At 70.9% G+C, this 21926-nt stretch carries 20 protein-coding genes; 9 read left to right on the top strand and 11 right to left on the bottom strand.

The window, feature by feature from the left end:
* Positions 1 to 3: 3 nt before the first annotated feature.
* The 5 genes from mmuM to ACIO6U_RS30230 all read right to left on the bottom strand — a co-directional run bounded on the left by mmuM (position 4) and on the right by ACIO6U_RS30230 (position 4047).
* Positions 4 to 912, bottom strand: a complete 909-nt coding sequence (gene mmuM / locus ACIO6U_RS30250) for a homocysteine S-methyltransferase (RefSeq protein ID WP_401723924.1) — start codon at positions 910 to 912, stop codon at positions 4 to 6.
* Between the two features lie 7 nt (positions 913 to 919).
* On the bottom strand, positions 920 to 1843 hold the full coding sequence (locus ACIO6U_RS30245) for a TIGR03560 family F420-dependent LLM class oxidoreductase (RefSeq protein ID WP_391048848.1): 924 nt from the start codon (positions 1841 to 1843) through the stop codon (positions 920 to 922).
* A 33-nt stretch (positions 1844 to 1876) separates the two neighbouring features.
* The gene (locus ACIO6U_RS30240) at positions 1877 to 2281 is read right to left on the bottom strand and encodes a DUF6099 family protein (RefSeq protein ID WP_391048850.1); all 405 of its coding nucleotides are present in this window, start codon (positions 2279 to 2281) and stop codon (positions 1877 to 1879) included.
* 123 nt (positions 2282 to 2404) lie between these two features.
* A complete protein-coding gene (locus ACIO6U_RS30235; protein WP_391048853.1) occupies positions 2405 to 2755 on the bottom strand; it encodes a MazG-like family protein in 351 nt (116 codons plus the stop codon).
* Positions 2752 to 4047: an ATP-binding protein gene (locus tag ACIO6U_RS30230; protein WP_401723921.1), complete on the bottom strand. Its 1296-nt coding sequence runs from the start codon at positions 4045 to 4047 to the stop codon at positions 2752 to 2754. The genes ACIO6U_RS30235 and ACIO6U_RS30230 overlap by 4 nt, the downstream gene beginning before the upstream one ends.
* Before the next feature lie 158 nt (positions 4048 to 4205).
* Here ACIO6U_RS30230 and ACIO6U_RS30225 point away from each other — a divergent pair, with 158 nt between their 5' ends.
* Both ACIO6U_RS30225 and ACIO6U_RS30220 read left to right on the top strand, forming a co-directional pair.
* On the top strand, positions 4206 to 4835 hold the full coding sequence (locus ACIO6U_RS30225) for a DUF1697 domain-containing protein (RefSeq protein ID WP_391048857.1): 630 nt from the start codon (positions 4206 to 4208) through the stop codon (positions 4833 to 4835).
* A gap of 9 nt (positions 4836 to 4844) precedes the next feature.
* A complete protein-coding gene (locus tag ACIO6U_RS30220; protein ID WP_401723920.1) occupies positions 4845 to 5663 on the top strand; it encodes a DUF2785 domain-containing protein in 819 nt (272 codons plus the stop codon).
* Here ACIO6U_RS30220 and ACIO6U_RS30215 read toward each other — a convergent pair.
* From ACIO6U_RS30215 to ACIO6U_RS30200, 4 genes are all read right to left on the bottom strand, one after another.
* Entirely contained in the window at positions 5648 to 6742 is a 1095-nt protein-coding gene (locus ACIO6U_RS30215) for a mannonate dehydratase (RefSeq protein ID WP_401723917.1), read from the bottom strand. The genes ACIO6U_RS30220 and ACIO6U_RS30215 overlap by 16 nt on opposite strands.
* Entirely contained in the window at positions 6739 to 7590 is an 852-nt protein-coding gene (locus ACIO6U_RS30210) for a fumarylacetoacetate hydrolase family protein (RefSeq protein ID WP_401723914.1), read from the bottom strand. Before ACIO6U_RS30210 ends, ACIO6U_RS30215 begins: the two co-directional genes overlap by 4 nt.
* A 26-nt stretch (positions 7591 to 7616) precedes the next feature.
* Positions 7617 to 8351, bottom strand: coding sequence for an SDR family NAD(P)-dependent oxidoreductase (locus ACIO6U_RS30205; protein ID WP_401723912.1), 735 nt, complete (start codon positions 8349 to 8351; stop codon positions 7617 to 7619).
* Positions 8352 to 8529: 178 nt separating this feature from the next.
* Positions 8530 to 9270, bottom strand: a complete 741-nt coding sequence (locus ACIO6U_RS30200; RefSeq protein ID WP_355338533.1) for a GntR family transcriptional regulator — start codon at positions 9268 to 9270, stop codon at positions 8530 to 8532.
* A gap of 183 nt (positions 9271 to 9453) precedes the next feature.
* Here ACIO6U_RS30200 and ACIO6U_RS30195 point away from each other — a divergent pair, with 183 nt between their 5' ends.
* The 5 genes from ACIO6U_RS30195 (at position 9454) to ACIO6U_RS30175 (ending at position 16428) form a co-directional block, all read left to right on the top strand.
* Positions 9454 to 10758: an extracellular solute-binding protein gene (locus tag ACIO6U_RS30195; protein ID WP_401723909.1), complete on the top strand. Its 1305-nt coding sequence runs from the start codon at positions 9454 to 9456 to the stop codon at positions 10756 to 10758.
* A 164-nt stretch (positions 10759 to 10922) separates the two neighbouring features.
* Positions 10923 to 11816 (top strand): sugar ABC transporter permease, encoded by an 894-nt coding sequence (locus ACIO6U_RS30190; RefSeq protein ID WP_355338527.1) that lies wholly within the window; start codon positions 10923 to 10925, stop codon positions 11814 to 11816.
* Complete coding sequence (locus tag ACIO6U_RS30185; protein ID WP_355338524.1) at positions 11816 to 12742, top strand: carbohydrate ABC transporter permease; 927 nt, start codon at positions 11816 to 11818, stop codon at positions 12740 to 12742. The genes ACIO6U_RS30190 and ACIO6U_RS30185 overlap by 1 nt, the downstream gene beginning before the upstream one ends.
* A 52-nt stretch (positions 12743 to 12794) precedes the next feature.
* On the top strand, positions 12795 to 15563 hold the full coding sequence (locus ACIO6U_RS30180; RefSeq protein ID WP_401723905.1) for a fibronectin type III domain-containing protein: 2769 nt from the start codon (positions 12795 to 12797) through the stop codon (positions 15561 to 15563).
* Between the two features lie 148 nt (positions 15564 to 15711).
* Complete coding sequence (locus ACIO6U_RS30175; RefSeq protein WP_391048870.1) at positions 15712 to 16428, top strand: FCD domain-containing protein; 717 nt, start codon at positions 15712 to 15714, stop codon at positions 16426 to 16428.
* 174 nt (positions 16429 to 16602) lie between these two features.
* On the opposite strand, the gene ACIO6U_RS30170 is transcribed toward ACIO6U_RS30175, so the two are convergent.
* Both ACIO6U_RS30170 and ACIO6U_RS30165 read right to left on the bottom strand, forming a co-directional pair.
* Positions 16603 to 17958, bottom strand: a complete 1356-nt coding sequence (locus ACIO6U_RS30170; protein WP_401723902.1) for a class I SAM-dependent RNA methyltransferase — start codon at positions 17956 to 17958, stop codon at positions 16603 to 16605.
* 168 nt (positions 17959 to 18126) lie between these two features.
* On the bottom strand, positions 18127 to 20190 hold the full coding sequence (locus tag ACIO6U_RS30165; protein WP_355338512.1) for an APC family permease: 2064 nt from the start codon (positions 20188 to 20190) through the stop codon (positions 18127 to 18129).
* A gap of 245 nt (positions 20191 to 20435) precedes the next feature.
* On the opposite strand from ACIO6U_RS30165, the gene ACIO6U_RS30160 reads away from it, so the two are divergent.
* Both ACIO6U_RS30160 and ACIO6U_RS30155 read left to right on the top strand, forming a co-directional pair.
* Positions 20436 to 21101, top strand: a complete 666-nt coding sequence (locus tag ACIO6U_RS30160; RefSeq protein WP_355338509.1) for a TrkA family potassium uptake protein — start codon at positions 20436 to 20438, stop codon at positions 21099 to 21101.
* Positions 21101 to 21784, top strand: a complete 684-nt coding sequence (locus ACIO6U_RS30155) for a TrkA family potassium uptake protein (protein ID WP_355338506.1) — start codon at positions 21101 to 21103, stop codon at positions 21782 to 21784. Before ACIO6U_RS30160 ends, ACIO6U_RS30155 begins: the two co-directional genes overlap by 1 nt.
* Positions 21785 to 21926 lie beyond the last annotated feature (142 nt).

Genomic DNA, 21926 nt, shown 5'->3' with positions numbered 1-21926 from the left:
GCCCTAGCCGCCGCCCAGCACCTTCGACAGGGCGCTGATCCGGGCCGGGCCCACTCGGCAGCAGCCGCCGATCAGGCGGGCGCCCGACCGTTCCCAGGCGGTCACGCGGGCCGGGGAGAAGGTGGCGGCGCCGTCCCAGCGGCGGAGGCCGGCGTCCCAGTGCTCGCCGCTGTTGGGGTAGACGACGACGGGCTTGCCGGTGACCGTCGCCGCCGCCTCCACCGCATGATCCGCGTCGGCGGGCGCGCAGCAGTTGACGCCCACCGCGATCACCTCGTCGCGGCCCGCGGCCACCGCGAAGGCGTCCGCCAGGGGCTGCCCGGCCCGGGTACGGTCGCCGTCGACGGTGTAGGAGAGCCAGACCGGCACGCCGGTCCCCTCGGCCGCCCGCAGCATGGCCTCGGCCTCGTCGGTGTCCGGCACCGTCTCCAGGGCCAGGACGTCGGGACCGGCCGCCGCCAGGGTCTCGATCCGCGGCCGGTGGAAGCGCTCCAGCTCCCGCACGCTCAGCCCGTACCGCCCGCGGTACTCGCTGCCGTCCGCGAGCATCGCCCCGTACGGCCCGACCGACGCCGCCACCCGCACGTCGGTCCGGCCCGCGCCCGCCCGCCGGGCCAGCTCCACGCTGCGGGTCAGCAGCGCGGACGCCTCGGCCCGCCCGATGCCGCGCCGGGCGAACCCCTCGTAGGTGGCCTGATAGCTGGAGGTGATCAGCACCCGGGCGCCCGCCCGCACATAGGCGGTGTGCGCGGCCTCGATCTGCTCCGGGGCGTCGGCGAGCAGCCGGGCGGACCAGAGCGGGTCCGACAGGTCGCAGCCCTGGTCGGCGAGTTGGTTGGACAGCCCGCCGTCCAGGATCAGTGCCCTCCCGGCGGCGGCCGGGAAGAGCGGTGCGGGCGGGGTGGTGGGCATCGCGGCCTCAGCCCACCTGGGTCCTGACCTGGGACGAGATCAGCTCCAAGTGGTCGAGGTCGGACAGGTCGAGAATCTGGAGGTAGAAGCGGGTGGAGCCCTGTTCCGCGAACTGCCCGATCCGGTCGACGACCTCGGCGGGCGTGCCCGCCAGCCCGTTCGCCTTCAGTTCGTCCACCTCCCGGCCGATCGCGGCGGCCCGGCGGGCCACCTCGGCGTCGTCCTTGCCGACACAGGCCACCAGGGCGTTGGAGTACACCAGGTCGTCGGGGCCGCGCCCGGCCGCCTCCGCCGCCGCGCGCACCCGGCCGATCTGGAGCCCGCTGTCCTCGACCGAGGCGAACGGGATGTTGAACTCGGTCGCGTAGCGCGCCGCCAGTTCCGGTGTCCGCTTGGCGCCCATGCCGCCGATCAGCACCGGGACCTTCGCCTGCGCGGGCTTGGGCAGCGCGGGCGAGTCCTTGAGCTGGTAGAACGTCCCGTCGTAGTCGAAGGTCTTGCCGACCGGGGTCTCCCACAGGCCGGTGACGATGGCCAGTTGCTCCTCAAGGCGGGCGAACTTCTCCTTCGGGAAGGGGATGCCGTACGCCGTGTGCTCCTCCTCGAACCAGCCCGCGCCGAGGCCGAACTCGACCCGTCCGCCCGACATCCGGTCCACCTGGGCGACCTGGATCGCCAGCACACCGGGGAGCCGGAAGGTGCCGGCCGTCATCAGGGTGCCGAGCCTGATCCGGCTGGTCTCGCGGGCGAGTCCGGCCAGGGTGATCCACGCGTCCGTGGGTCCCGGCAGTCCGGTCCCGTCGCCCATCTTCAGGTAATGGTCGGAGCGGAAGAAGGCGTCGAATTCCAGGTCTTCGGTCGCCTTCGCGACGGTGAGCAGGGTGTCGTACTCGGCACCTTGCTGGGGCTCGGTGAAGATTCGCAGATCCATTCCTCCATCCTGCCCCCATCACGGCGATCTCCGTCAACGGTCCACCTCCCGGGTCAGCGCGCGCACGCGGTCCTTGGCCTCGTCCACCGCGTCCAGCGCCTCGATGCAGTTCCAGTACGCCGCCTCGTCCTCCGCCGTGCAGGTGATGGCGACCAGCGACAGGCCGATCTCGCCGAGCAGCGTGCGTAGGGCCCGCAGCGTGCCGTGCGGGTCGCGCACCCCGGTCAGCCGTGCGGCCCGCGGCGGGTCGCCGCCTGACGCGCCCACCACCGGCCCCGGCCCGGCGCGGACCACCGGCCGCTCGTGATCGGCGGTGAGCAGCCGTCCCACGGCCTCGGTCAGCTCGAACGCCTGCCATGCCTCCGCGATGACGTCGTCCGGCTGCGGCGATCGGCTCATCACGCGCTCCGCCTGGGCCACCAGTCGCGCTGCGTCCATGTCCCGCACCCCCTCTGTCCTGCGGCGATCCCTTCGCCGTTACTCAGAGTGACAGAGTTTCGCGAGTGCGGAAAGGCCCCTCTGGGAGATCTGTGGACAACTGCGCGCCTGTGGAAAACCTCGTCACCCGGACGAGGGATCGGCCCGCGGGAACCGCAGCTCGTTGCGGTCGATCTTCGCCGCCAGCGCGGCCAGCACGTCGATGCCGAGCACTTCGCAGAATTGCAGCAGATACGCCAGCACGTCCGCGACCTCGTCGCGGACCCGGTGCGCGGTCCCGTCGTCCGCCATCACCTCCGCCGCCTGTTCCGGGGTGAGCCACTGGAAGATCTCCAGCAGCTCCGCGGCCTCGACGCTCAGCGCGGCGGCGAGGTTCTTGGGCGTGTGGAACGGCTGCCAGTTCCGGGCCGCGGCGAAGGAGGCGAGGCGGTGCTGGAGCGCCGCGAGATCGGGTGCGTCGGTTTCTTCGGTCACCCCGACTGGTCTACCGCATCCTCGCGGCGGCGTGGCCTCGGGACCCCGAGCGCGGTGACCGAGACACCGCCGATCCCCTCCGCGAAGCTCGCGTCCTGGACGGTGCCCAGCAGCCGGATGTGCCCGCGTTCCGCGGCCGGGCCCGCCAGCCGCAGCAGTTCGGTCAGTTGACGACGGTCCAGGCCGTGGTCGAGGCCGTCGCCCAGCACGGTCAGCACCTGACTGGCGGGCAGCAGTTCCGTACTCGTGTCGACGTCCAGCACTCCGGGGCCGGTGAGCAGCACCAACGCCAGCGCGAGGAAGCGGAGTTCGCCGTCGCCGAGGCGGTCCACCGGGACCAGGCCGAGCGGGCCTCGGTCCACCGCGGCGATCACGGCGTCCACCGCACGCGCCGTTTCCGCCACCGGCCCGCCGCCCGCGCGGGCGCCCTCCGCCGTACCGGCACCGGTACGCGGACCGGCGCACGTACGCCCGCCTGCGCCCGTGCTCGCGGCGGCGCCCGCAGCCAGCGCCGTGATCCCCTCCACCGGCGGACTGCACACCGCGCGCACCGCGTTGACCAGCGCCGCGTGCCGGGTGCCGCACTCGCCTTCCGTCCTGGCCAGGACGGCGGACAGATTGTCGCAGGAGGCGCGCAGCCGTCCGTCGCCGACCGGGACGGGGCCGCGCATCAGCTCGGGGCGCGGTGCGATCGGGAAGACCCCGCGCAGCGCCACGACGACCTGTTCCGCGGCGGCCAGCACCAGGCGCTGCCCGTCGGTGCGTCCGGCGACGCGCAGCGGCAACAGGGCCGTGGCGAGGCGGTCGTCGGGCAGCGGCGCGCGGGTGACGGCGACCAGGCCCGCGGTGTGCCAGGCGGCCTGAACCGTGGGGCGTTCCGGGTCGCGCAGCGCCGTCGTCAGCAGCGTCTCGCCCGCGCCGGTCAGCCGCTCGCCGACGATCCGCAGCGTGGGCTCCGCCTGGACGGCGACGTCGAGCCGCACGGGACCCACCGGGCCGGTGACCGTGCAGCCGATCCGGAAGCCGCGCCGTCCCTGCGGGTCGGGCTGCGCGTCCTGCGGTACGCACGCCGCCGCGCCACCGCGCACCACGGACTCGAAGACCTCGTCGAGCCCGTCCCCGCAGGCCAGCCGACCGAGCGCGGCCAGCGCCTCCAGCACGCTCGACTTGCCGGTGCCGCTGCCCCCGCACAGCAGGGTGAGCGGCCCGAGTCCGAACGACGCGCCCCGGTGCGATTTGAAGGCCGACAGCCGCAGTTCGGTGACGACGGGCCTGTCATGGATGCTGGTCATATGCGCGAACGTAACCAGGCCCCGGCCTGCCGAACCGTTCCAGCGACCGTACCGTCCTCCGAACGAGGGACATCGCGCATGATTCGCGCGACGCCGCGCTTGCCCCGGCACCACCCGGAATCGACCGATTGTCAGTGCCGGCCGCTAGCGTGGCGATCGTGACGACCAAGGCCACTGGCGCCGAAACCAACACCAAGACCAAGACCAGCACACGCACTAGTAAGAGCACGACCCCGGATACGGACACGGATACCCGCTACGTCGCGCTGCTGCGCGGAATCAACGTCGGCGGCAAGAACAAGCTGCCCATGCGGACCCTCAGGGACCTGCTGGCCTCCATCGGCGCCGCCGACATCCGCACCCACCTCCAGAGCGGCAACGCCGTCTTCACCCACGCGCAGGCCGATCCGGGGCGGCTGGCAGCGGATTTGGAGCAGCGGATCAGCGACGAGTTGGGGCTGACCGTCGCCTGCCTGATCCGTACCGGCGCGGACCTCCGGCGGGTCGTGGACGCCAACCCGTTCCCGATGGACGGGGTGAATCCGTCGCGCTTCATGGTGACGTTCCTGTCGGGGCCCGTCCCCCTCGACAAGCTGGCGGCGATCGACGCGGCGGCGTACGCGCCGGACGAATTCCGTCCCGGACGGAGCGAGATCTACGGCCACTTCCCCGGCGGTGTGCACAATTCCAAGCTGGCCGCCCAGTTCTCCGACCGCCGCCTCGGCCTGACGGCGTCCACCCGCAACTGGAACACGGTCACCAAACTGGTGGCGATGAGCGAGGAATAGCCTGATGCCATGAACGCCGATCGTGTCGACTGGACGTCGGTCGCGGCCGACGGATTCCCCTTCCCCGAGGGCGTCCCCGCGCCACGGCTCGCCGCCGAGCTGTCCGTCATGCTGACGTCCCCGGACCCCGGGACACGCGACGACCATGCCTATACCGGCGCTGCCCGCTGGATCAGGGACGGGCGTCTCGACGCCGTCCTCGAAACGCTCGGGGACGACGCGGCCGGCCGTCTCACCCACCCGGAGGTTCAGGCCAGGGCCTTCGCACCGCTGATCATCTGCTCCGTGCTGACGCGGGGCGACGCCGTGCCCGGGCTCGTGCCGCGAGAGGCGGCGGAGCGCTGGTACGCGCGGTTCTCGGCCTGGTATCCGGCCGAGCGCGACACCCGCGGCTGGGACGACGCGCTGGGCTGGCTGCACGCCGTGGCGCACGGCGCCGACGCCGCCGCCGCGTTCGCGAAGGCCCTGCCGGAGCGCCGCGCCGGCCTGCTGGAGCTGTGCGCCCGCAGGATGACGGTCGAGCAGACCGACTACCGCTACGCGCAGTTGGAGGACGCGCGGCTGGCCCGCGCGCTCACCCGTATCCTCCAGGCCCCCGGACTGACCGTCGAGGAGGCCACCGACTGGCTGACCGTCGTTCACAAGGCCCTGGAGGGCGGCGGACCCGGCGCGGTCCCGGTCTGGGCGTTCAACACCTTCGCCACCCTCCAGTCGCTCCATCTGCACCTGATACGCGGCATCGCCGACGAGGGCGTCCCGCCGCACGCGCGGGAGGTCGCCGCACGCGTCGCCGACCTCCTGCGCCTGCCGTACTACTGGCTGGCCTGAGGCTGCCGGCCGACCGTCGCCGAGCGGCCGGCCCGCGGGCGGGCCTCCGGCTGGTCGAGCCCGAGGCCGTTGAGGACGCCTTGCAGGTAGCCGATCGCGTGGGCCCGGCCGCGGCTGCAGTACGCCTCGGAGGAGATGTCGCCCCAGGTGTCGAGGTCGCCGATCATCGCCGGGACGTGGTCGTCGATGAGGAACCCGTCGAATCCGGAGTCCTCAAGACGGCGGATGACCCGCGCCGGGTTGAAGTTGCCCTCGCCGAGGAAGCACTCGCTGAAGCGGGGCACGGTGCCGCGGACGTCCCGGAAGTGGACGTAGAAGATGGACGGCCCCAGCAGGTCGATGACCTCGTTGACGCTCTCCTCGCCCGCCATCTCCGACACCGTGCCCAGGCAGAGGTTCAGGCCCCAGGACGGGCTGCCGCCCGCCTGGTCGCGGGCCCGTCCGATGGCGGCGGGCGAGGTGAAGATCCGGGCGATGCCGCCCAACGGCACGTCGACGGGCGGGTCGTCGGGGTGCAGGGCCAGCCGTACGCCGACCTCCTCGGCGACGGGCAGGACGGCGTCGAGGAAGTACTGGTGGTTGGCCCACATCCGGTCGGCCGTGGCCGGCTCGTCGACGGGGTGGTCGGGGGTGAGCCGGTATCCGGCGAGCGCGTTGCCGCGGGAGACGTCCGCCAGGTCGAAGGCGCTGACCTTGGCGCCGCCGCGGCCCGCCGCCGCCATGTCCGTGCGCCAGACGTACGTGGCGAGGAAGTTGTAGCCGAGCAGGTCGATGCCGACGGCGGCGAGGTTGCGGATGGTTCTGAGGTAGTTCTCGATCTGCTCGTCGCGGCCCGGCAGTCCGCGCTGGATCTTCCAGAAGTGCGCGAGCGGTACGTTCTCCAGGCCGTCGATCGTAAGGCCGTCGGCCTCGCAACGGTCCTTGAGGGCCCGCAGTTCGGACTCGCTCCAGAAGCCGTCCTCGCCGGGCAGCAGGTCGGGGGTGTGGAGCTGGACGCCGGTGAGGCCGAGTTGGCGCGCGAAGGTCGCCACCCGCGCGTCGTAGGTGTCGATGTGTCCGAGCGAGAGTCGTATGGTCATGCCCGGCCGACCCGCTGCCGCTGACGGCCCAGCCCGTCGATCTCCAACTCCATGGTGTCGCCCTCCTTGAGGTAGGGGAAGCGGCCCGACAGCGCGACGCCTTCGGGCGTGCCGGTGTTGATGACGTCGCCCGGTTCGAGGACGGTGAACTGGCTCAGCTCGTGGATCAGCGTGGCGACGTCGAAGATCATGTCCTTGGTGCCGGACGCCTGGCGGGGTTCGCCGTTGACCCAGGAGCGCAGGCCGAGGGCCTGGGGGGACGTGATCTCGTCCGGGGTGACCAGCCAGGGACCCAGCGGGTTGAACGTCTCACAGCTCTTGCCCTTCGACCACTGGCCGCCGCTGGTCTCCAGTTGCAGGGCCCGCTCGGACACGTCGTTGGAGATCGTGTAACCCGCCACGTGGGCCAGGGCGTCGGCGGGCGAGTCGAGGTAGCGGGCCCGGCGTCCGATGACGATCGCGAGCTCGACCTCCCAGTCCGTCTTGGCGGAGCCGCGCGGCAGCAGGACGTCGTCGTCCGGTCCCACGACGCAGTGCGGTGACTTGTAGAACACGACCGGCGCCCGGGGCGGTGCGGCGCCCGATTCCGCCGCGTGCGCCGCGTAGTTCATGCCGACGCAGAGCACGACGCCGGGGCGGGCGACGGGCGGGCCGACGCGCTGCCCGGTGACGTCGACGGCCGGCAGGCCGCCCGCCTCGATCGCGTCGCGCAGCCGGTCGGGGCCGTCGCCCGCGAGGAAGGCGCCGTCGATGTCGTCGGTGAGCGCGGACAGGTCGAGGTGGCGGCCGTCGGGAAGCAGGGCGACGGGCCGTTCGGCCCCGGGTGGGCCGACACGCATGAGCTTCACGGTGATCCGTTCGGTGGTAGGGATGGTCAGCCGGCGAGCAGCCCGCCGTCGATGACCAGCTCGGTGCCGGTGATGAACGCGGCGGCGTCGGAGGCGAGGTAGAGGGCAGCGGCGGCGACCTCGGCCGGGGTGCCGAGGCGGCCCATCGGCTGCCGGGCGACGAGTTGGGCGCGGGCCTGCCCGGGGTCGTCGGCCGCGGCGAGCAGGCGGCCCACCCACGGGGAGTCGACGGTGCCGGGGCAGACGGAGTTGCAGCGCACGCCGGTGCCCGCGTACTGCACGGCGACCTGGCGGCTGTAGGCGATCACGGCGCCTTTGCTGGCGCAGTACGCGGCGCGGTCCTTCAGTCCGACGAGTCCGGCGGCGGAGGCGGTGTTGACGATGGCGCCGTCGCCCTGGGCGAGCATGTGCGGCAGGGCGAGTTTGGTGCCGAGGAACACCCCGCGGGTGTTGACCGCGAAGGTCGCGTCCCACTCCTCGACGCTGCACGCCAGGGTGTCGGTGCTGGAGGCCAGGCCCGCGTTGTTGCAGAGCACGTGCAGCGCGCCGGTCTCCGACACCGCCCGGGAGACGGCCGCGGCGAAGGAGTCGGGATCGGTGACGTCGGCGGTGAGCGGGATGCCGCCGTCGGGCACGTCGGCGGGGTCGAGGTCCGCCGCGTAGACGGTCGCCCCCTCCGCCACGAACTGGCGCGTCATCTCGCGGCCGATGCCGGAACCGGCGCCTGTGACGAGAACCGTCCGTCCGGCGAACCTGTTCACGTGGGGTTGTCCTTTCGTCGCGGTGATTCGGTGCACCTGGCTGTCATGCGCGGTCGTGCGTGGTCGTGCACGGTCGTGCACGTTATGGGGCGGTCGTACGACGCTGCCCCGCCCGGTCGTACGACGCTGCCGCGCGCGGTCATACGCCCCGCGCCCGGTCGTACGCCGCCGCGCGCGGTCATGCCGTGAAGTAGTGCGGATACTGCGCGCGCAGCCCTGGCACGCGTTCGAGCGCGCGTCTGGCGTGACGGCTGATCAGGGCGCGCCCGCCCGCGATGTCGCGGGACTCCAACGCGTCGACGATCAGCCGGTGTTCGTCGATCAGGTCACGCATCGTGGCAGTGTCGGGTTGGGCGAGCCGGCGCACTCTGTCGAGTTGCAGCTTCATCCGCTGGACGACCTGCCAGGCGCCGGGGTGGCCGCTGAGGGTGAAGATCGCACTGTGCAGGGCCTCGTCGGCCTGGAAGAACGTGTCGTAGTCGGCGGTGCGGTAAGCGTGCTCCTGCTGTTCGAGCAGGTCGCGGAGGATGCCGACGTCCAGTGCCGGATTGCCGCAGGCCGCCTCGAAGGCCGAGACCTCCAGGCTCTCGCGGACGAAGCGCGCTTCCTCGACGTCGCGTAGCCGGATCAACCCGACCTGCGTGCCGACCTGCGGCACGACGTGGACGAGGCCGGTGTCGGCGAGCCGGGCGATGGCCTCCCGGACGGGCGTACGGCTGACGTGCAGCCGTTCCGCGATGTCCGTCTCCGACAGGGAGGAGCCGGGGGCGAGCCGCAGTCTGCGGATCGCGGAGACCAACTCGTCGTAGACGTGGTCGGAGGCGCGGTTCCGCGTGCGGTCCCGGGTGATCGGCGACAGCCCTCCGGCGGGGCCGGGGGGTGCCTGCTCCTGGATGCGTGCTGGTCGGGGAGGATTCACGTCCGAATCCTTGCATGCCAGTATTCTTGTATGCAAGTATCCCGGTCGCCTACCCGGTGTCGTCCGCGGCGGTGTGTCCGCTCCCCCCTCGCCCCCTCATCGCCCCCGCCAACGCCCCCCATCACCACGGCACGAAGACACGAACCGCGCTGTACAGCAGCAAACCGAGAGGTCGCCATGATCATGCGCAGGGCAAGACTCACCACCGCCGCGGTCCTCGCCGCGCTCAGCCTCGCGCTGACCGGATGCGGCGGCGGCAACGGCAGCGGCAGCGGCAGCGCCAAGGCGGACACCGGCGGCCCGGCGGACATCACTTTCTGGGGCTGGGCCGCGGGCTACGAGAAGTCCGTCGCGCTCTGGAACAAGACGCACCCCGACGTCCACGTGAAGTACGAGGCCATCACCAACGGCGGCGCCGGCGGCTACGACAAGATGCTCACCGCCGCCAAGGCGGGCAAGGCGCCCTGTCTGGCCCAGGTCGGGTACGAGACGTTCTCCAGCTTCCTCGCGGCGGGCGTGCTCCAGGACGTCAGCACGTACGTCAAGGACGGCAGGAGCGAGTTCCCCGATTGGGTGTGGGGCAACGTCGGCGTCGACGGCAAGGCGTACGGCGTACCGGTGGACACCGCGCCGATGGCGATGTTCTACCGGGCCGACCTGTTCAAGAAGGCGCACATCGCACTGCCCAAGACCTGGGACGAGTTCACGGCCGCCGCCGCCGCGGTGAAGGCCGCGGACCCGGCGTCGCGGATCATGAACCTGCCCACCGACCCCTACCTCTACGCCGGGTTCGCGTGGCAGGGCGGCGCCCCCTGGTTCGGGGTGAAGAACGACGCGTGGTCCGTGTCGTTCGACAGCGCCGCCAACCGCAAGGTCGGCGACTACTGGCAGGGCCTGTACGACAAGGGGCTGCTCGCCTCGTACCCCGCCTTCGACGCGGCGCTGTACTCCGCGTGGAGCAAGGGCACGGTCTGGGCCGAGGTCGGTCCCGTCTGGTCGGCGTCCCTGATCCGCGACAACGCCTCGGGCTCCGCGGGCAAGTGGGCCGTCGCGCCGATGCCCCGATGGGCCGGTACGGACACGGTCGGGAACTCCGGCGGATCGGCCACGGCCGTGATGAAGGACTGCTCGCACCCGAAGGAGGCGACCGAATTCGCCACCTGGATGTCGACGGACAAGGAGTCGGTGTCGAACCTCATCGCCTCCGCGGCCATCCTGCCCGCGTCCAAGTCCGGGCTCACCAACCCCGCGCTGGACGCCCCGCAGAGCTACTACGGCGGCCAGCCCGTCTACCAGTTGTTCCGCACCGAGTCGGCCAAGGTCAACTCCGGCTGGATGTGGGGGCCGATCATGTCGATCTCGGCCACGACGCTCGGTGACGGCCTCGGCAAGGTGCACACGAAGAAGGCCACGTACGAGAACGCGCTCGGCAACGCCCAGAAAGACACGCTCAAGGCGCTGAAGTCCCAGGGCTTCTCGGTCAATTAGCCGGGGCCAGGAAGAAGGGCCGCGCGGGGGCCGCGAATCCGCCGCCCCCGCCGCCGCCCCGCCCCTGCCCTGCCCTCGCCCCCGCCCCCGACTCGCCCTCGCCCTCGCCCCGACAAGTCCCCCAGCACCCACGTTCCTTCAGAGAGAAGGTGACCGTGTCCTCCGTGACGACTCAACGGCGCCGACTACGCGAGCTCCGCCGGGCCGCGCCGTTCGTCCTGCCCTTCCTCCTGCTCTTCGTCGTCGTCTACCTGATCCCCACCGCGTACTCACTGGAGCAGAGCCTGTTCTCGGTGAAGCGCTCCGGCCTCGGGCTCGGCGGCTCGAAGACCGTCTTCGCGGGCTTCGACAACTACGTCGAGGTGTTCCACGACGCGGACTTCCTCGCCTCGCTGGGACGGGTGGCGTTCATCGGCGTGATCCAGGTGCCGGTGATGCTCGGCATCGCGCTCGTACTCGCCCTTCTCCTGGACTCCGCGGCGATCAAGGGCGGCCGGTTCTTCCGGCTCGCCTACTTCGTCCCCTACGGGCTGCCCGGTGTGATCGCGGGACTGGTCTGGTCGTTCCTGTACGCGCCGTCGCTGAGCCCGATCACCCGCGCGCTCGACTCGATCGGCGTCCACGCCAGCTTCGTCACCGACGCCGCGCTCCCGTTCTCGATCGCGAACATCCTCACCTGGGCGTGGACCGGCTACAACACGATCCTGCTGTACGCGGCGCTCCAGGCGATCCCCGAGGAGACCATGGAGGCCGCCGCGATGGACGGCTGCACGGGGTGGCGGGCCGCGTGGCTGATCAAGGTCCCGCAGATCCGTCCCGCCCTGCTGATGACCCTGGTCTTCTCGATCATCGGCACGTTCCAGCTCTACAACGAGCCCGCGACCATGAAGTCCGTGGCGCCGAACCTGTCCTCCACCTACACGCCGATCATGGCCACGCTGCGGTCGGTCTCCTCCAACAACTTCAACTACGCGGCCACGCAGTCGGTGGTGCTCGGTGCGCTGATCTGTGTGCTCTCCGTCGCCGTCTTCCGCGCGTCGGCCAAGAGGACCGACTGATGACCGCCACCGTGGAATCACCCGCGCCCGCCACGCCGGCTCCCCCGAAGCCGCGACCGGGGCCCAAGCGCGCCTCGGGCAGCCCGCTGACGACCGTGAACCCGGCCTCGCGGATGTTCGTGCTGGCCGTCATGGGCCTGTTCGCCCTCTACTTCCTGCTCCCGGTGTGGTGGCTGATCGTCTCCGCCACCAAGGGCAGCGGGGAGCTCTTCTCCGGCAACGGCTTCTGGTTCGGCGCGCACTTCGCCCTCTGGGACAACGTCCAGACGCTGTTCGAGGCCCAAGGCGGCATCTACTCCCGCTGGTTGCTGAACTCGCTGCTGTACGCGGTCGGCGGCGGCGTCGTCTCCACGCTGCTGGCCACGATGTGCGGCTACGCGCTGGCGAAGTTCCCCTTCCCCGGCCGTGAGGCGGTCTTCGGCACGGTGCTCGCCGCCGTCCTGCTGCCCGCCCCCGTACTCGCCGTCCCGCTGTATCTGCTCTTCAGCCACACCGGCGTGATCAACACCTTCTGGTCGGTGTTCATCCCCAGCATCGTCAGCCCCTTCGGCGTGTATCTGAGCCGGATCTACGCCGCGTCGTCGATCCCGGACGCGCTGATCGAGGCCGGACGGATCGACGGGGCGGGCGAGTTCCGCATCTTCGTGATGGGGATGCGGATCATGGCGCCCGCGATGGTGACGATCTTCCTGTTCCAGTTCGTCGCGATCTGGACGAACTTCCTGCTCCCCTCACTCATGCTCGCCGACAGATCGCTCCAGCCCGTGACCGTGGGGCTCGTCGGCTGGCGTGAGATGCAGGGCTATCCGATCGGCTACGCGACCGTCGTCACGGGCGCGCTCCTCTCGGTCGTGCCCGTCGTCGCCATGTTCGTGTCCTTGCAGTCCTTCTGGAGCAAGGGCCTGGTCGCGGGGTCGGTCAAGTAGCCGGTCGGTTCAACGGTCGGCAAGTCAGCCAGTGCCAACGAAAGGATGATCAATGAGAGTCCTGTACGGAGCCGTGGCGTCCGCGTGCGTCATCGTGCTCCTCGCGGCACCGTCCCAAGGTGCCGTCGCCGCCGACGACCCACAGGTCAACCTGCTCGCGGCGGACATGGACACCACGATGGACAGCGGCACCAGTCCGCTGACCATGTCCACCGCCTCGGGCGGGGGCAGCCAGCAGATCGTGAGCGTCGGCGGGAACAACGCGCTCGAACTGCGCGACGCCTCCCAGGGGACCAACCTCGCCAGCTACTTCTACCACCGGTTCTCCACCGGCTCGCTGGTGAGCCGCGTCAACGCCGTCTACGGGGCGCCGGTCGGCAGCCCGGCCGAGCAGTTCGTCCTGAAGTTCGACCTCAAGCGCGCCGCGGCCAGCAGCAAGCCCGTCGCCAAGGACATCTACGCGGAGATCCAGTTCGGCAACGCCGACAACGTCCTGGTGCCGCGGTTCGCCGTACCGGCCGTGAGCCTGACCGGCACCGCCGCGTACAAGAGCACGTCGGGCGCCCTGGCGACGGTCGACGACAGCGACATCCCCGAGTACCGCTTCACCGTGGTGCCCAACGGCGGCCAGCGGCTCGTGACGACCGTCGAACTCGGCTTCCAGGTACGCGTCGACACCGGCGGCACCGACGAGGCGATCGACGTCGACAACGTCGGTGTGTACGACGCCGGCGCGGTGTCCGACAGCGCGCCGCCCACCACGCCGACGTCCCTGCACGCCGGGACGGCCTCCTCGGACAGCGTCCCGCTGCTGTGGAACGCCTCGACCGACGACACCGGGGTCAGCGGCTACGACATCTACCGCGACGGCTACCTGGCCTCCTCGGTCAGCGGCTCCAGCACCTCCGCGGTCGTCACCGGCCTGATGCCGAGCACGGGTTACGACTTCGCGGTGCGCGCGAAGGACGCGTTCGGCCACGTCAGCGCGCTGAGCGCCCCCGTGCACGTCACGACCGCCACGTACGTACCCGCGGCTCCCGCCCCGTTCCCCGGCACCCAGCAGACCCGGACGCAGTGGCTGTGGGACCGGACGAAGGCCATGAAGGAGGAGGACGGCCCCATCAACGTGGCGCAGTACACCGCGCAGTTGGTGGACCACCAGAACGTGGCGGCCAACCTCGGCAAGCTGGACAAGCTCTACCAGGGTTACGACTACGAGCAGTACAAGATCATGGCGAAGATGTACACGTACCTGATGGCGGGTGACCAGTTCAGCCCCGCGATGCTCCAGGACGTGCGCGCGTACTTCGCCAAGTACGGCTACCAGAAGCTCCCGCAGACCGAGAACCTGCGGATGAGCACGTACGTCACCGGCTATCTGGTCGGGCAGTACTTCCCGGACGTGGCCGACCTCAACGGCAGCTCCGGGGCGGCGCTCAAGGCGAGCAGCAAGGCCAACATCGAGGAGATGGTCAAGGCCGGGGTGCGGCGCGGCTGGGCCGAGTACGAGAGCCCCGAGTACACGATCATGACGTATGTCGGTCTGAACGCGATCTACCAGTGGTCCGACGACCAGCAGTTGCGCTCCGAGGTCAAGATGGCCATGGATGTCATGTGGTTCGAGTGGGCGAACGACTGGGACAACGGCTACCTGATCTCGTCGGAGAGCCGCGCCAAGGGCGACCTGGCCTCCGCCAACGACCCGACCTGGCGGTCCGCGGACCACACGACGCTCGCCTGGACGTACTTCGGGGAGCACCGGGCGCAGCAGGGCGTGGGCGAGTCGGACAACACCGCGCCGTCGGCGTACCGGCCCGACCTGGAGTACGTGGGCATGCTGGCCTGGTCCGGCACGTCCTACACGCCGCCGGCGCTCGCGGTGAAGATCGGTCAGATGACCGACAAGTCGTACAGCGCGTACAAGTCGAATCTGCAGAACTCCAGCGGCAACGCGATGGACGTCTACCGCACCAGCTATGTGCGGCCCACCTGGGGACTGGCCACCGAGACGCAGTACCGCAGGGTCGACAACTGGATCGAGGACATGCCGATGGTGCTGCGCTGGCAGTCCAACGCGGCGAATCCGCTGTTCCGGATCTCGCTCGACCAGGGCACCGCGCAGATCGGGTCGTACGACCAGCCCGACAACCACCGGGTGATGCAGGACGGTCCGACGGCGCTGGGCATCTACAAGTCGTCGGGTGACCAGACGTCGAACTACATCAACGCGATGTTCCCCGACAACGGTTCGATCGTGGAGCGCGAGCAGGTGGACGGCTGGACGGTCGTCAGCACCGGGCCGATGTACTTCGCGTTCAAGCTGGCGAAGCCCGGCACCTGGTACCACCAGACGCCCAACGACCCGTCGAACAAGGTGAAGACGACGACGCAGATCCACCCGACCGCGACGCTCGGCTACACCTACGACATCCTGCGCAGCCAGGCCGACACCAACGCGTGGGTGCTGGAGACGGCCGACGCCTCCGCGTACGCCGGCCTCGACGCCTTCGCGACGGCGCTGACCACGCAGACCGGCCTGGACACCAGCCACGTCAACGACGCCACCCCGCGCGTCGTCTACCACAGCCTGACCGGGGACGACCTCGACCTCACCTACGACAAGGCGTCCCAGGCGCCCGGCGCGACCCACCTGGTCAACGGCCAGGCGATCGGTTACGACAGCTTCAAGCTGTTCGACACGCCGTGGCTCCAGCAGGACAAGCTCGGCTCGACGTTCACCGCGACCGTCGGCGACGAGTCGGTCGCGTACGACTTCGACCAGTGGACGGTGACGCCCGGCACGCAGAGCGCGAAGCGCTGACCGCCGCGTCGCGTCGATGAGACACACGGCCGGCCGGGTCGCGGGACCCGGCCGGCCGCGGTGTGCGCGGGACCCGCTGCCCGACGGACGAATCCCGATATCCTGACGAGGAGTTTGGCCCGAAAATCTTGCGAGGGTGGAACGATCGTTGAACAGCCCCCCAGCGGAAGCGCGCGGCGGCGGCTCCCCGCTGCGTCCGGTCGTCCGCGGTCGCGCCCGCACCTCCGACCGCGTCTACGAAGAGCTGGTCTCGGCGATCAGGACGTTGCGCATCGCGCCCGGCGCCTCGCTGTCCGAGACCGACCTGTCGGCCAGGCTCCAGGTGAGCAGGACCCCGGTGCGCGAGGCCATCGCCCGCCTGGTGGACAACGGACTGGTGACCGTCATCCCCCAAGTGGGCACCACCGTGGCGAAGATCAGCCTGCGCGACGTCGAGGAAGCGCGGTTCGTCCGCGAAAGCCTGGAGATCTCCGCCTTCGCCGTCGCGTGCGCCGCGCCGGACCGCCGCCTGGGCGTATGCCGCGCCCTGCTGGCGGAACAGGTCCGCTGCGAGGCGGAACAGGACCTCGCCGGATTCTTCGACGCCGACGAGGCCCTGCACGAGCAGATCTTCGTGATCAGCGGCTACCACGGCGTCTGGACCGTCATGCAGCCGATGAAGCTCCAGCTCGACCGGCTGCGCCGCCTCAGCCTCCCCGACCCCGACACCGTCCGCGCCCTGGTCGCCGAGCACACGGCCATCGTCGACGCCCTCGAAGCCGCCGACGTCACCGGCGGCCGTCGCCTGCTCAGCGACCACGTGAGCCGCGTCCGCCGCTACGGCGTCGCCCTGCGCGAGCAGTACCCCGACTACTTCACGGACTGACTGTCGGAGCGGGAGGGAGTCCTCGTTGCTGCTGTGCATCGTCCAGGGGACCGGGCAGGGGCCCTCGTGGTCCGGGTCGGGGCAGAGCGCTTCGGACAGCCGGTCCATCAGCCGCTCGTGTTCGGCGGCCGTGGCGACCAGGGCGAGCCGGACGCCCCGCGCGTCATTCCGGCGTCAGGCGTCCTTCTTCTCCGGCTTCTCCGGCTTCTCCGGCTTCTCCGGCACGAGGATGGCGACGCACTCCACGTGGTGGGTGACCGGGAAGAGGTCGAAGGCCCGCAGGGTGGTGGGGCGGTAGCCGGCTTCGGCGAAGTAGGAGAGGTCGCGGGCGAGGGCGGCGGGGTCGCAGGCCACGTAGGCGATGCGGCGGGCGCCGAGGGCGGCGAGCCGGCGGACGGTCTGCTTGCCCGCGCCCGCGCGCGGCGGGTCGAGGACGATGAGGTCGGCCTCGTCGATCCGCGTCTTGGGCAGGACCTGCTCGACCTTGCCGTGCTCGATGCGGACGCGGTCGAAGTCCTGGAGATTGTGCCGGGCGTCCTCGACGGCGCGCTTGCCCGACTCGATGCCGAGGACGGCGCCCTGGTCGCCGACGCGTTCGGCCAGCGCGCCCGCGAAGAGGCCGACACCGCAGTAGAGGTCGAGCGCCATGTCGCCCTTGCGCGGCATCAGGCCCTGCATGACGGCCTCCACCAGCAGGTCGGCGGCTTTCGGGTGGACCTGCCAGAAGCCGCCGTCGCCGACGCGCCAGGTGCGGCCCGCGGCCCGCTCACGGACGAAGGGGCGGCCGTGGACGCGGTGCACGGCGTGGTCGCGTTCGCCGATCCGCTGCACCGACACCGGCTGGTCCAGCTCGACGATCGGCAGCCGCCCGCCGGGGCGCGGGGTGAGGATCACCTGACGGTCGTTCGAACCGGTGGCGGCGATGGCCTCGACGGTGGCGATCTGCGGCCACGTACGGTCCTCGACGCCGAGGTCGCTGACGCCGGGGGCGGCGATCAGGCAGTGGTCGACCACCTCGACCTCGTGGGAGCGGTGCTTGCGCAGTCCGGCGCGGCCCTCGGCGTCCACCGCGTACTGCACGCGGGTCCGCCACGCGGGCACCTCGCCCTTGGCGACCTTGTCGCCGGGGGCGGGCATCACGGTGCCGTCCCAGCCGGCCTGCTCCGGGGTGAGCCCGGCGAGCCGTTCGAGCTGTTCCGCGACGACCGTCGCCTTGAGGCGGCGCTGCGCGCCCGGCGCCGCGTGCTGCCAGTCGCACCCGCCGCAGCGGCCGGGCCCGGAGAAGGGGCACGGCGGCTCGACCCGGTCCTTGGACGCGGTCAGCACCTTCACGGCGTCGGCCCGGATGAACCGCGCGCCCTCCTCGCCCTCCGTGACCCGCGCGACGACCCGCTCGCCGGGCAGCGCGTGCCGGACGAAGAGCACCTGCCCGGCGTCGGTGCGCGCGACGCAGTGGCCGCCGTGCGCCACCTGGCCGACCTCGACCTCGTACTCCTGGCCGACCAGTGACGGTGCGGATTCGGTCTGCATGGGGGCGGTGCTCCTGAGCTTCAAGGTGGGGTGCGCGGGGACGGGCCCCGCGCGTGCCGGGGTGTCCGAGGGGACAAGCCCTCCAGTCTACGTGCCCGCGCCCGGCCGGAATCCCGGTCCCGGCCCGCGGCCCCGGTCCCGGCCGGGACCGGGGCCGCGGGCCGGGCGTCACTTCTGGCGTCCGCCGTTGCCGGTGTGCTCCCTGTCGCGGCGCGGCGGACCGACCGGACCGCGGCGGATCGCACCGGGCGCGTTCCAGTCCGCGCGGCGCCTGGCACGGGCCTTGGCGACCTCGGAGGACTCCAGTTGCCAGGGCACCGAGGTGACCATCACACCGGGGGTGAACAGCAGCCGCCCCTTGAGCCGCAGCGCGCTCTGGTTGTGCAGCACGTGCTCGTACCAGTGGCCGACCACGTACTCCGGGATGTAGATGCTGACCACATCGCGCGGACTGCTGCGGCGCAGGCCCCGTACGTACTCGATGATCGGCCGGGTGATCTCGCGGTACGGCGAGTCGAGGACCTTCAGCGGTACGTCGATGCCGCGGCGCTGCCATTCGGTCTGGAGCGCCTTGGTGTCGTCGGGGTCGACGTTGATGCTGAGCGCCTCCAGGGTGTCGGAGCGCATCAGCTTGGCGTAGGACAGGGCCCGCAGGGTGGGCTTGTGCAGCTTGGAGACCAGCACGATGGAATGCACGCGCGACGGGCGCACGTAGTCGTCGCCCGGCTCGTCCTCGGCGGCGATCTCGTCCGCGACCCGCGTGTAGTGGCCGCGGATCGCGGTCATCAGCGCGTAGAAGGCGATCATGCCGAGCACCGCGACCCAGGCGCCGTGGGTGAACTTCGTCAGCAGCACGATGACGAGCACCAGGCCGGTGAGGAAGGCGCCGAAGGTGTTGATGGCGCGGGAGCGGTGCATGTGGCGGCGCTTGGCCGGGTCGGTCTCGGTGCGCAGGTGCCGGTTCCAGTGCCGGACCATGCCGGTCTGGCTGAGCGTGAAGGAGACGAAGACGCCGACGATGTAGAGCTGGATCAGCCGGGTGGAGTCCGCGCCGTAGATGTAGACGAGGACGGCGGCGAAGCCCGCGAGCAGCACGATGCCGTTGGAGAAGGCGAGCCGGTCGCCGCGGGTGTGGAGCTGGCGCGGCAGGTAGCGGTCCTGGGCGAGGATCGAGCCGAGGACCGGGAAGCCGTTGTACGCGGTGTTCGCCGCGAGGAAGAGCACGAGCGCGGTGACGGCGGCCAGGAAGATGAACGGGATCGAATTGTGGCCGAAGACCGCCTCGGCGACCTGCGCGATCACCGGGTCCTGCGTATAGCCGGAGCCGACCGGGACGCCGTTGTTCAGCAGGTCGGTCGCCGGGTTGGAGGCCATGTGCACCTTGGTGTTCATGGCCAGCGCGATGATGCCGCAGAACATGGTGACGGCCAGCAGGCCCATCGCGGCGAGCGTGGTCGCGGCGTTCTTGGACTTGGGCTTCTTGAACGCCGGGACGCCGTTGCTGATCGCCTCGACGCCGGTGAGCGCGGCGCAGCCGGAGGAGAAGGCGCGCAGCAGCAGGAAGATCAGCGCGAAGCCGCCGATGCCCGAGGTCTCGGCGTGGATGGTGTAGTGCGCGGTGGGCGCCTGCATGTCGTGTCCGGTGGCGATCTTGAAGGTGCCCCAGGCGATCATGCAGAAGACGCCGACGACGAACGCGTAGGTCGGGATGGCGAAGATGCTCCCGGACTCGCGCACCCCGCGAAGGTTCATGACCATCAGCAGGAAGATCATGCCGACCGCGCCGAGCACCTTGTGGTCGGCGAAGAAGGGGACGGCGGAACCGAGGTTCTCGATTCCGGAGGCGACGGAGACGGCGACGGTCAGGACGTAGTCGACGAGCAGCGCGCTGGCGACGGTGAGTCCGGCCTTGGGCCCCAGGTTGGTGGTGGCGACCTCGTAGTCGCCGCCGCCGGAGGGGTAGGCGTGGACGTTCTGCCGGTAGGAGGCCACCACTGTGAACATGAGCACGACGACCGCGACGGCGATCCACGGGCTGAAGTGGTAGGCCGAGGCCCCCGCGATGGACAGGACGAGCAGGACCTCGCCCGGCGCGTACGCGACGGAGGACAACGGGTCGGAGGCGAAGACGGGTAGCGCGAGCCGCTTGGGGAGGAGCGTTTCCCCCAGCTTGTCGCTGCGTAGCGCCCGGCCGATCAGGATCCGTTTCGGCAGGTCGGTCAGTTTGGACACCCCGCGATGTTAAGGGATCGTCAATACGGGCGCTCCCCCCACTGCCCTAAGGACTGTGGGGGACTTGGTGACGGGCGGGGTACGGCTTCGGTGGGGAAGTTGTGCGTCCGGTCGGCGCAACCTTCTCGCCCGCCGCACGCGTGTGTAGCTTTGGCCGCGGTCTGAGACGCTTGTGCTGACCAACAGTGCTCCGCGGGGCTCCACAAGGGCCCGGCCACAAACGTTTGACAGCCGGAAGGACGGTCGTGCACGTCGTGATTATGGGATGCGGGCGAGTGGGCTCCACTCTCGCGCACTCCCTCGAACAGCAAGGTCATACGGTCGCGGTGATCGACCAGGACCCGACGGCCTTCCGCCGCCTGGGCTCCGGGTTCGGCGGGCGCCGGGTGACCGGAGTCGGGTTCGACCAGGACACGCTGCGCGAAGCCGGAATCGAGGAGGCGGGAGCCTTCGCGGCGGTCAGCAGCGGCGACAACTCCAACATCATCGCGGCCCGGGTGGCCCGTGAGATGTTCGGCATCGAGAACGTGGCGGCCCGGATCTACGACCCGCGCCGTGCCGAGGTGTACCAGCGCCTGGGCATCCCCACCGTGGCCACCGTGCGGTGGACGTCCGACCAGATGATGCGACGGCTGCTGCCGTCCGGTGCCGAGCCGCTGTGGCGCGACCCGAGCGGCGGCGTACAGCTCGCCGAGGTGCACACGTCGGTCGCGTGGATCGGGCACAAGATCAGCACGCTCCAGGAGGAGACCGGCGTCCGTGTGGCGTTCCTCACCAGGCTGGGCGAGGCGATGGTGCCGACGTCCCAGACCGTCCTCCAGGAGGGCGACCTGGTGCACGTGATGATGCGGACCGACGGGGTCGCCGAGGTCGAGGCGGCATTCGCCAAGGGTCCCGAGGAGGCGCGCTGATGAGGGTCGCCATTGCCGGGGCGGGGGCCGTCGGCCGGTCCATCGCCGGCGAGCTGCTGGAGAACGGGCACGAGGTGCTGCTCGTCGACAAGAACCCCACCTCCATCTCCGTGGAGCGGGTCCCGCAGGCGGAGTGGCTGCTGGCCGACGCCTGCGAGATCACCTCGCTGGACGAGGCCGCGCTCCAGCGCTGCAACGTGGTCATCGCCGCCACCGGTGACGACAAGGTCAATCTGGTGGTCTCGCTGCTGGCGAAGACCGAGTACGGGGTCCCCCGGGTGGTCGCCCGGGTCAACAACCCCAAGAACGAATGGCTGTTCAACGAGTCGTGGGGCGTGGACGTCGCCGTCTCCACCCCGCGGCTGATGTCGGCGCTGGTCGAGGAGGCCGTGAGCGTCGGCGATCTCGTACGGCTGCTGCGCTTCAGCCAGGGTGACGCGAATCTGGTGGAGCTGACGCTGCCGGAGGAGGCCGCGCTGGTCGGCACCAGGGTCGGCGACGTGGAGTGGCCGCAGGACACCTCACTGGTCACGATCATCCGCGGCAACCGGGTGCTGACGCCGTCCAAGGACGACGCGTTGGAGGCCGGTGACGAGCTGCTGTTCGTGGCCGCGCCGCACCGGGAGGAGCAGTTGGAGGATCTGCTGTCGCTCCAGGGCGACGGCGGCACCGCCACGGAGTAGTCGCTCCTTGACGACCCGCGAAAAGGGGGCGGCCCCCGACCACACCCAGGTACGGGGCCGCCCCCATTACCCAGCCCGAACGGCCCCCCGGTAAGGGCCGGGCGGGCGTGGCGGGCCTAACCCGCCTGGCCCGCTGCCCCGC

The sequence above is a fragment of the Streptomyces sp. NPDC087422 genome (genome assembly GCF_044744145.1).
Taxonomy (GTDB): domain Bacteria; phylum Actinomycetota; class Actinomycetes; order Streptomycetales; family Streptomycetaceae; genus Actinacidiphila.
This window is presented reverse-complemented; position numbering and strand designations above follow the sequence as displayed.

What these genes read in the sequence shown, in the direction of transcription:
- mmuM (WP_401723924.1), bottom strand. Translation starts at nt 912, where the DNA reads ATGCCCACCACCCCGCCCGCACCGCTCTTCCCGGCCGCCGCCGGGAGG.
- ACIO6U_RS30245 (WP_391048848.1), bottom strand. Translation starts at nt 1,843, where the DNA reads ATGGATCTGCGAATCTTCACCGAGCCCCAGCAAGGTGCCGAGTACGAC.
- ACIO6U_RS30240 (WP_391048850.1), bottom strand. Translation starts at nt 2,281, where the DNA reads ATGGACGCAGCGCGACTGGTGGCCCAGGCGGAGCGCGTGATGAGCCGA.
- ACIO6U_RS30230 (WP_401723921.1), bottom strand. Translation starts at nt 4,047, where the DNA reads ATGACCAGCATCCATGACAGGCCCGTCGTCACCGAACTGCGGCTGTCG.
- ACIO6U_RS30220 (WP_401723920.1), top strand. Translation starts at nt 4,845, where the DNA reads ATGAACGCCGATCGTGTCGACTGGACGTCGGTCGCGGCCGACGGATTC.
- ACIO6U_RS30215 (WP_401723917.1), bottom strand. Translation starts at nt 6,742, where the DNA reads ATGACCATACGACTCTCGCTCGGACACATCGACACCTACGACGCGCGG.
- ACIO6U_RS30195 (WP_401723909.1), top strand. Translation starts at nt 9,454, where the DNA reads ATGCGCAGGGCAAGACTCACCACCGCCGCGGTCCTCGCCGCGCTCAGC.
- ACIO6U_RS30185 (WP_355338524.1), top strand. Translation starts at nt 11,816, where the DNA reads ATGACCGCCACCGTGGAATCACCCGCGCCCGCCACGCCGGCTCCCCCG.
- ACIO6U_RS30180 (WP_401723905.1), top strand. Translation starts at nt 12,795, where the DNA reads ATGAGAGTCCTGTACGGAGCCGTGGCGTCCGCGTGCGTCATCGTGCTC.
- ACIO6U_RS30170 (WP_401723902.1), bottom strand. Translation starts at nt 17,958, where the DNA reads ATGCAGACCGAATCCGCACCGTCACTGGTCGGCCAGGAGTACGAGGTC.
- ACIO6U_RS30155 (WP_355338506.1), top strand. Translation starts at nt 21,101, where the DNA reads ATGAGGGTCGCCATTGCCGGGGCGGGGGCCGTCGGCCGGTCCATCGCC.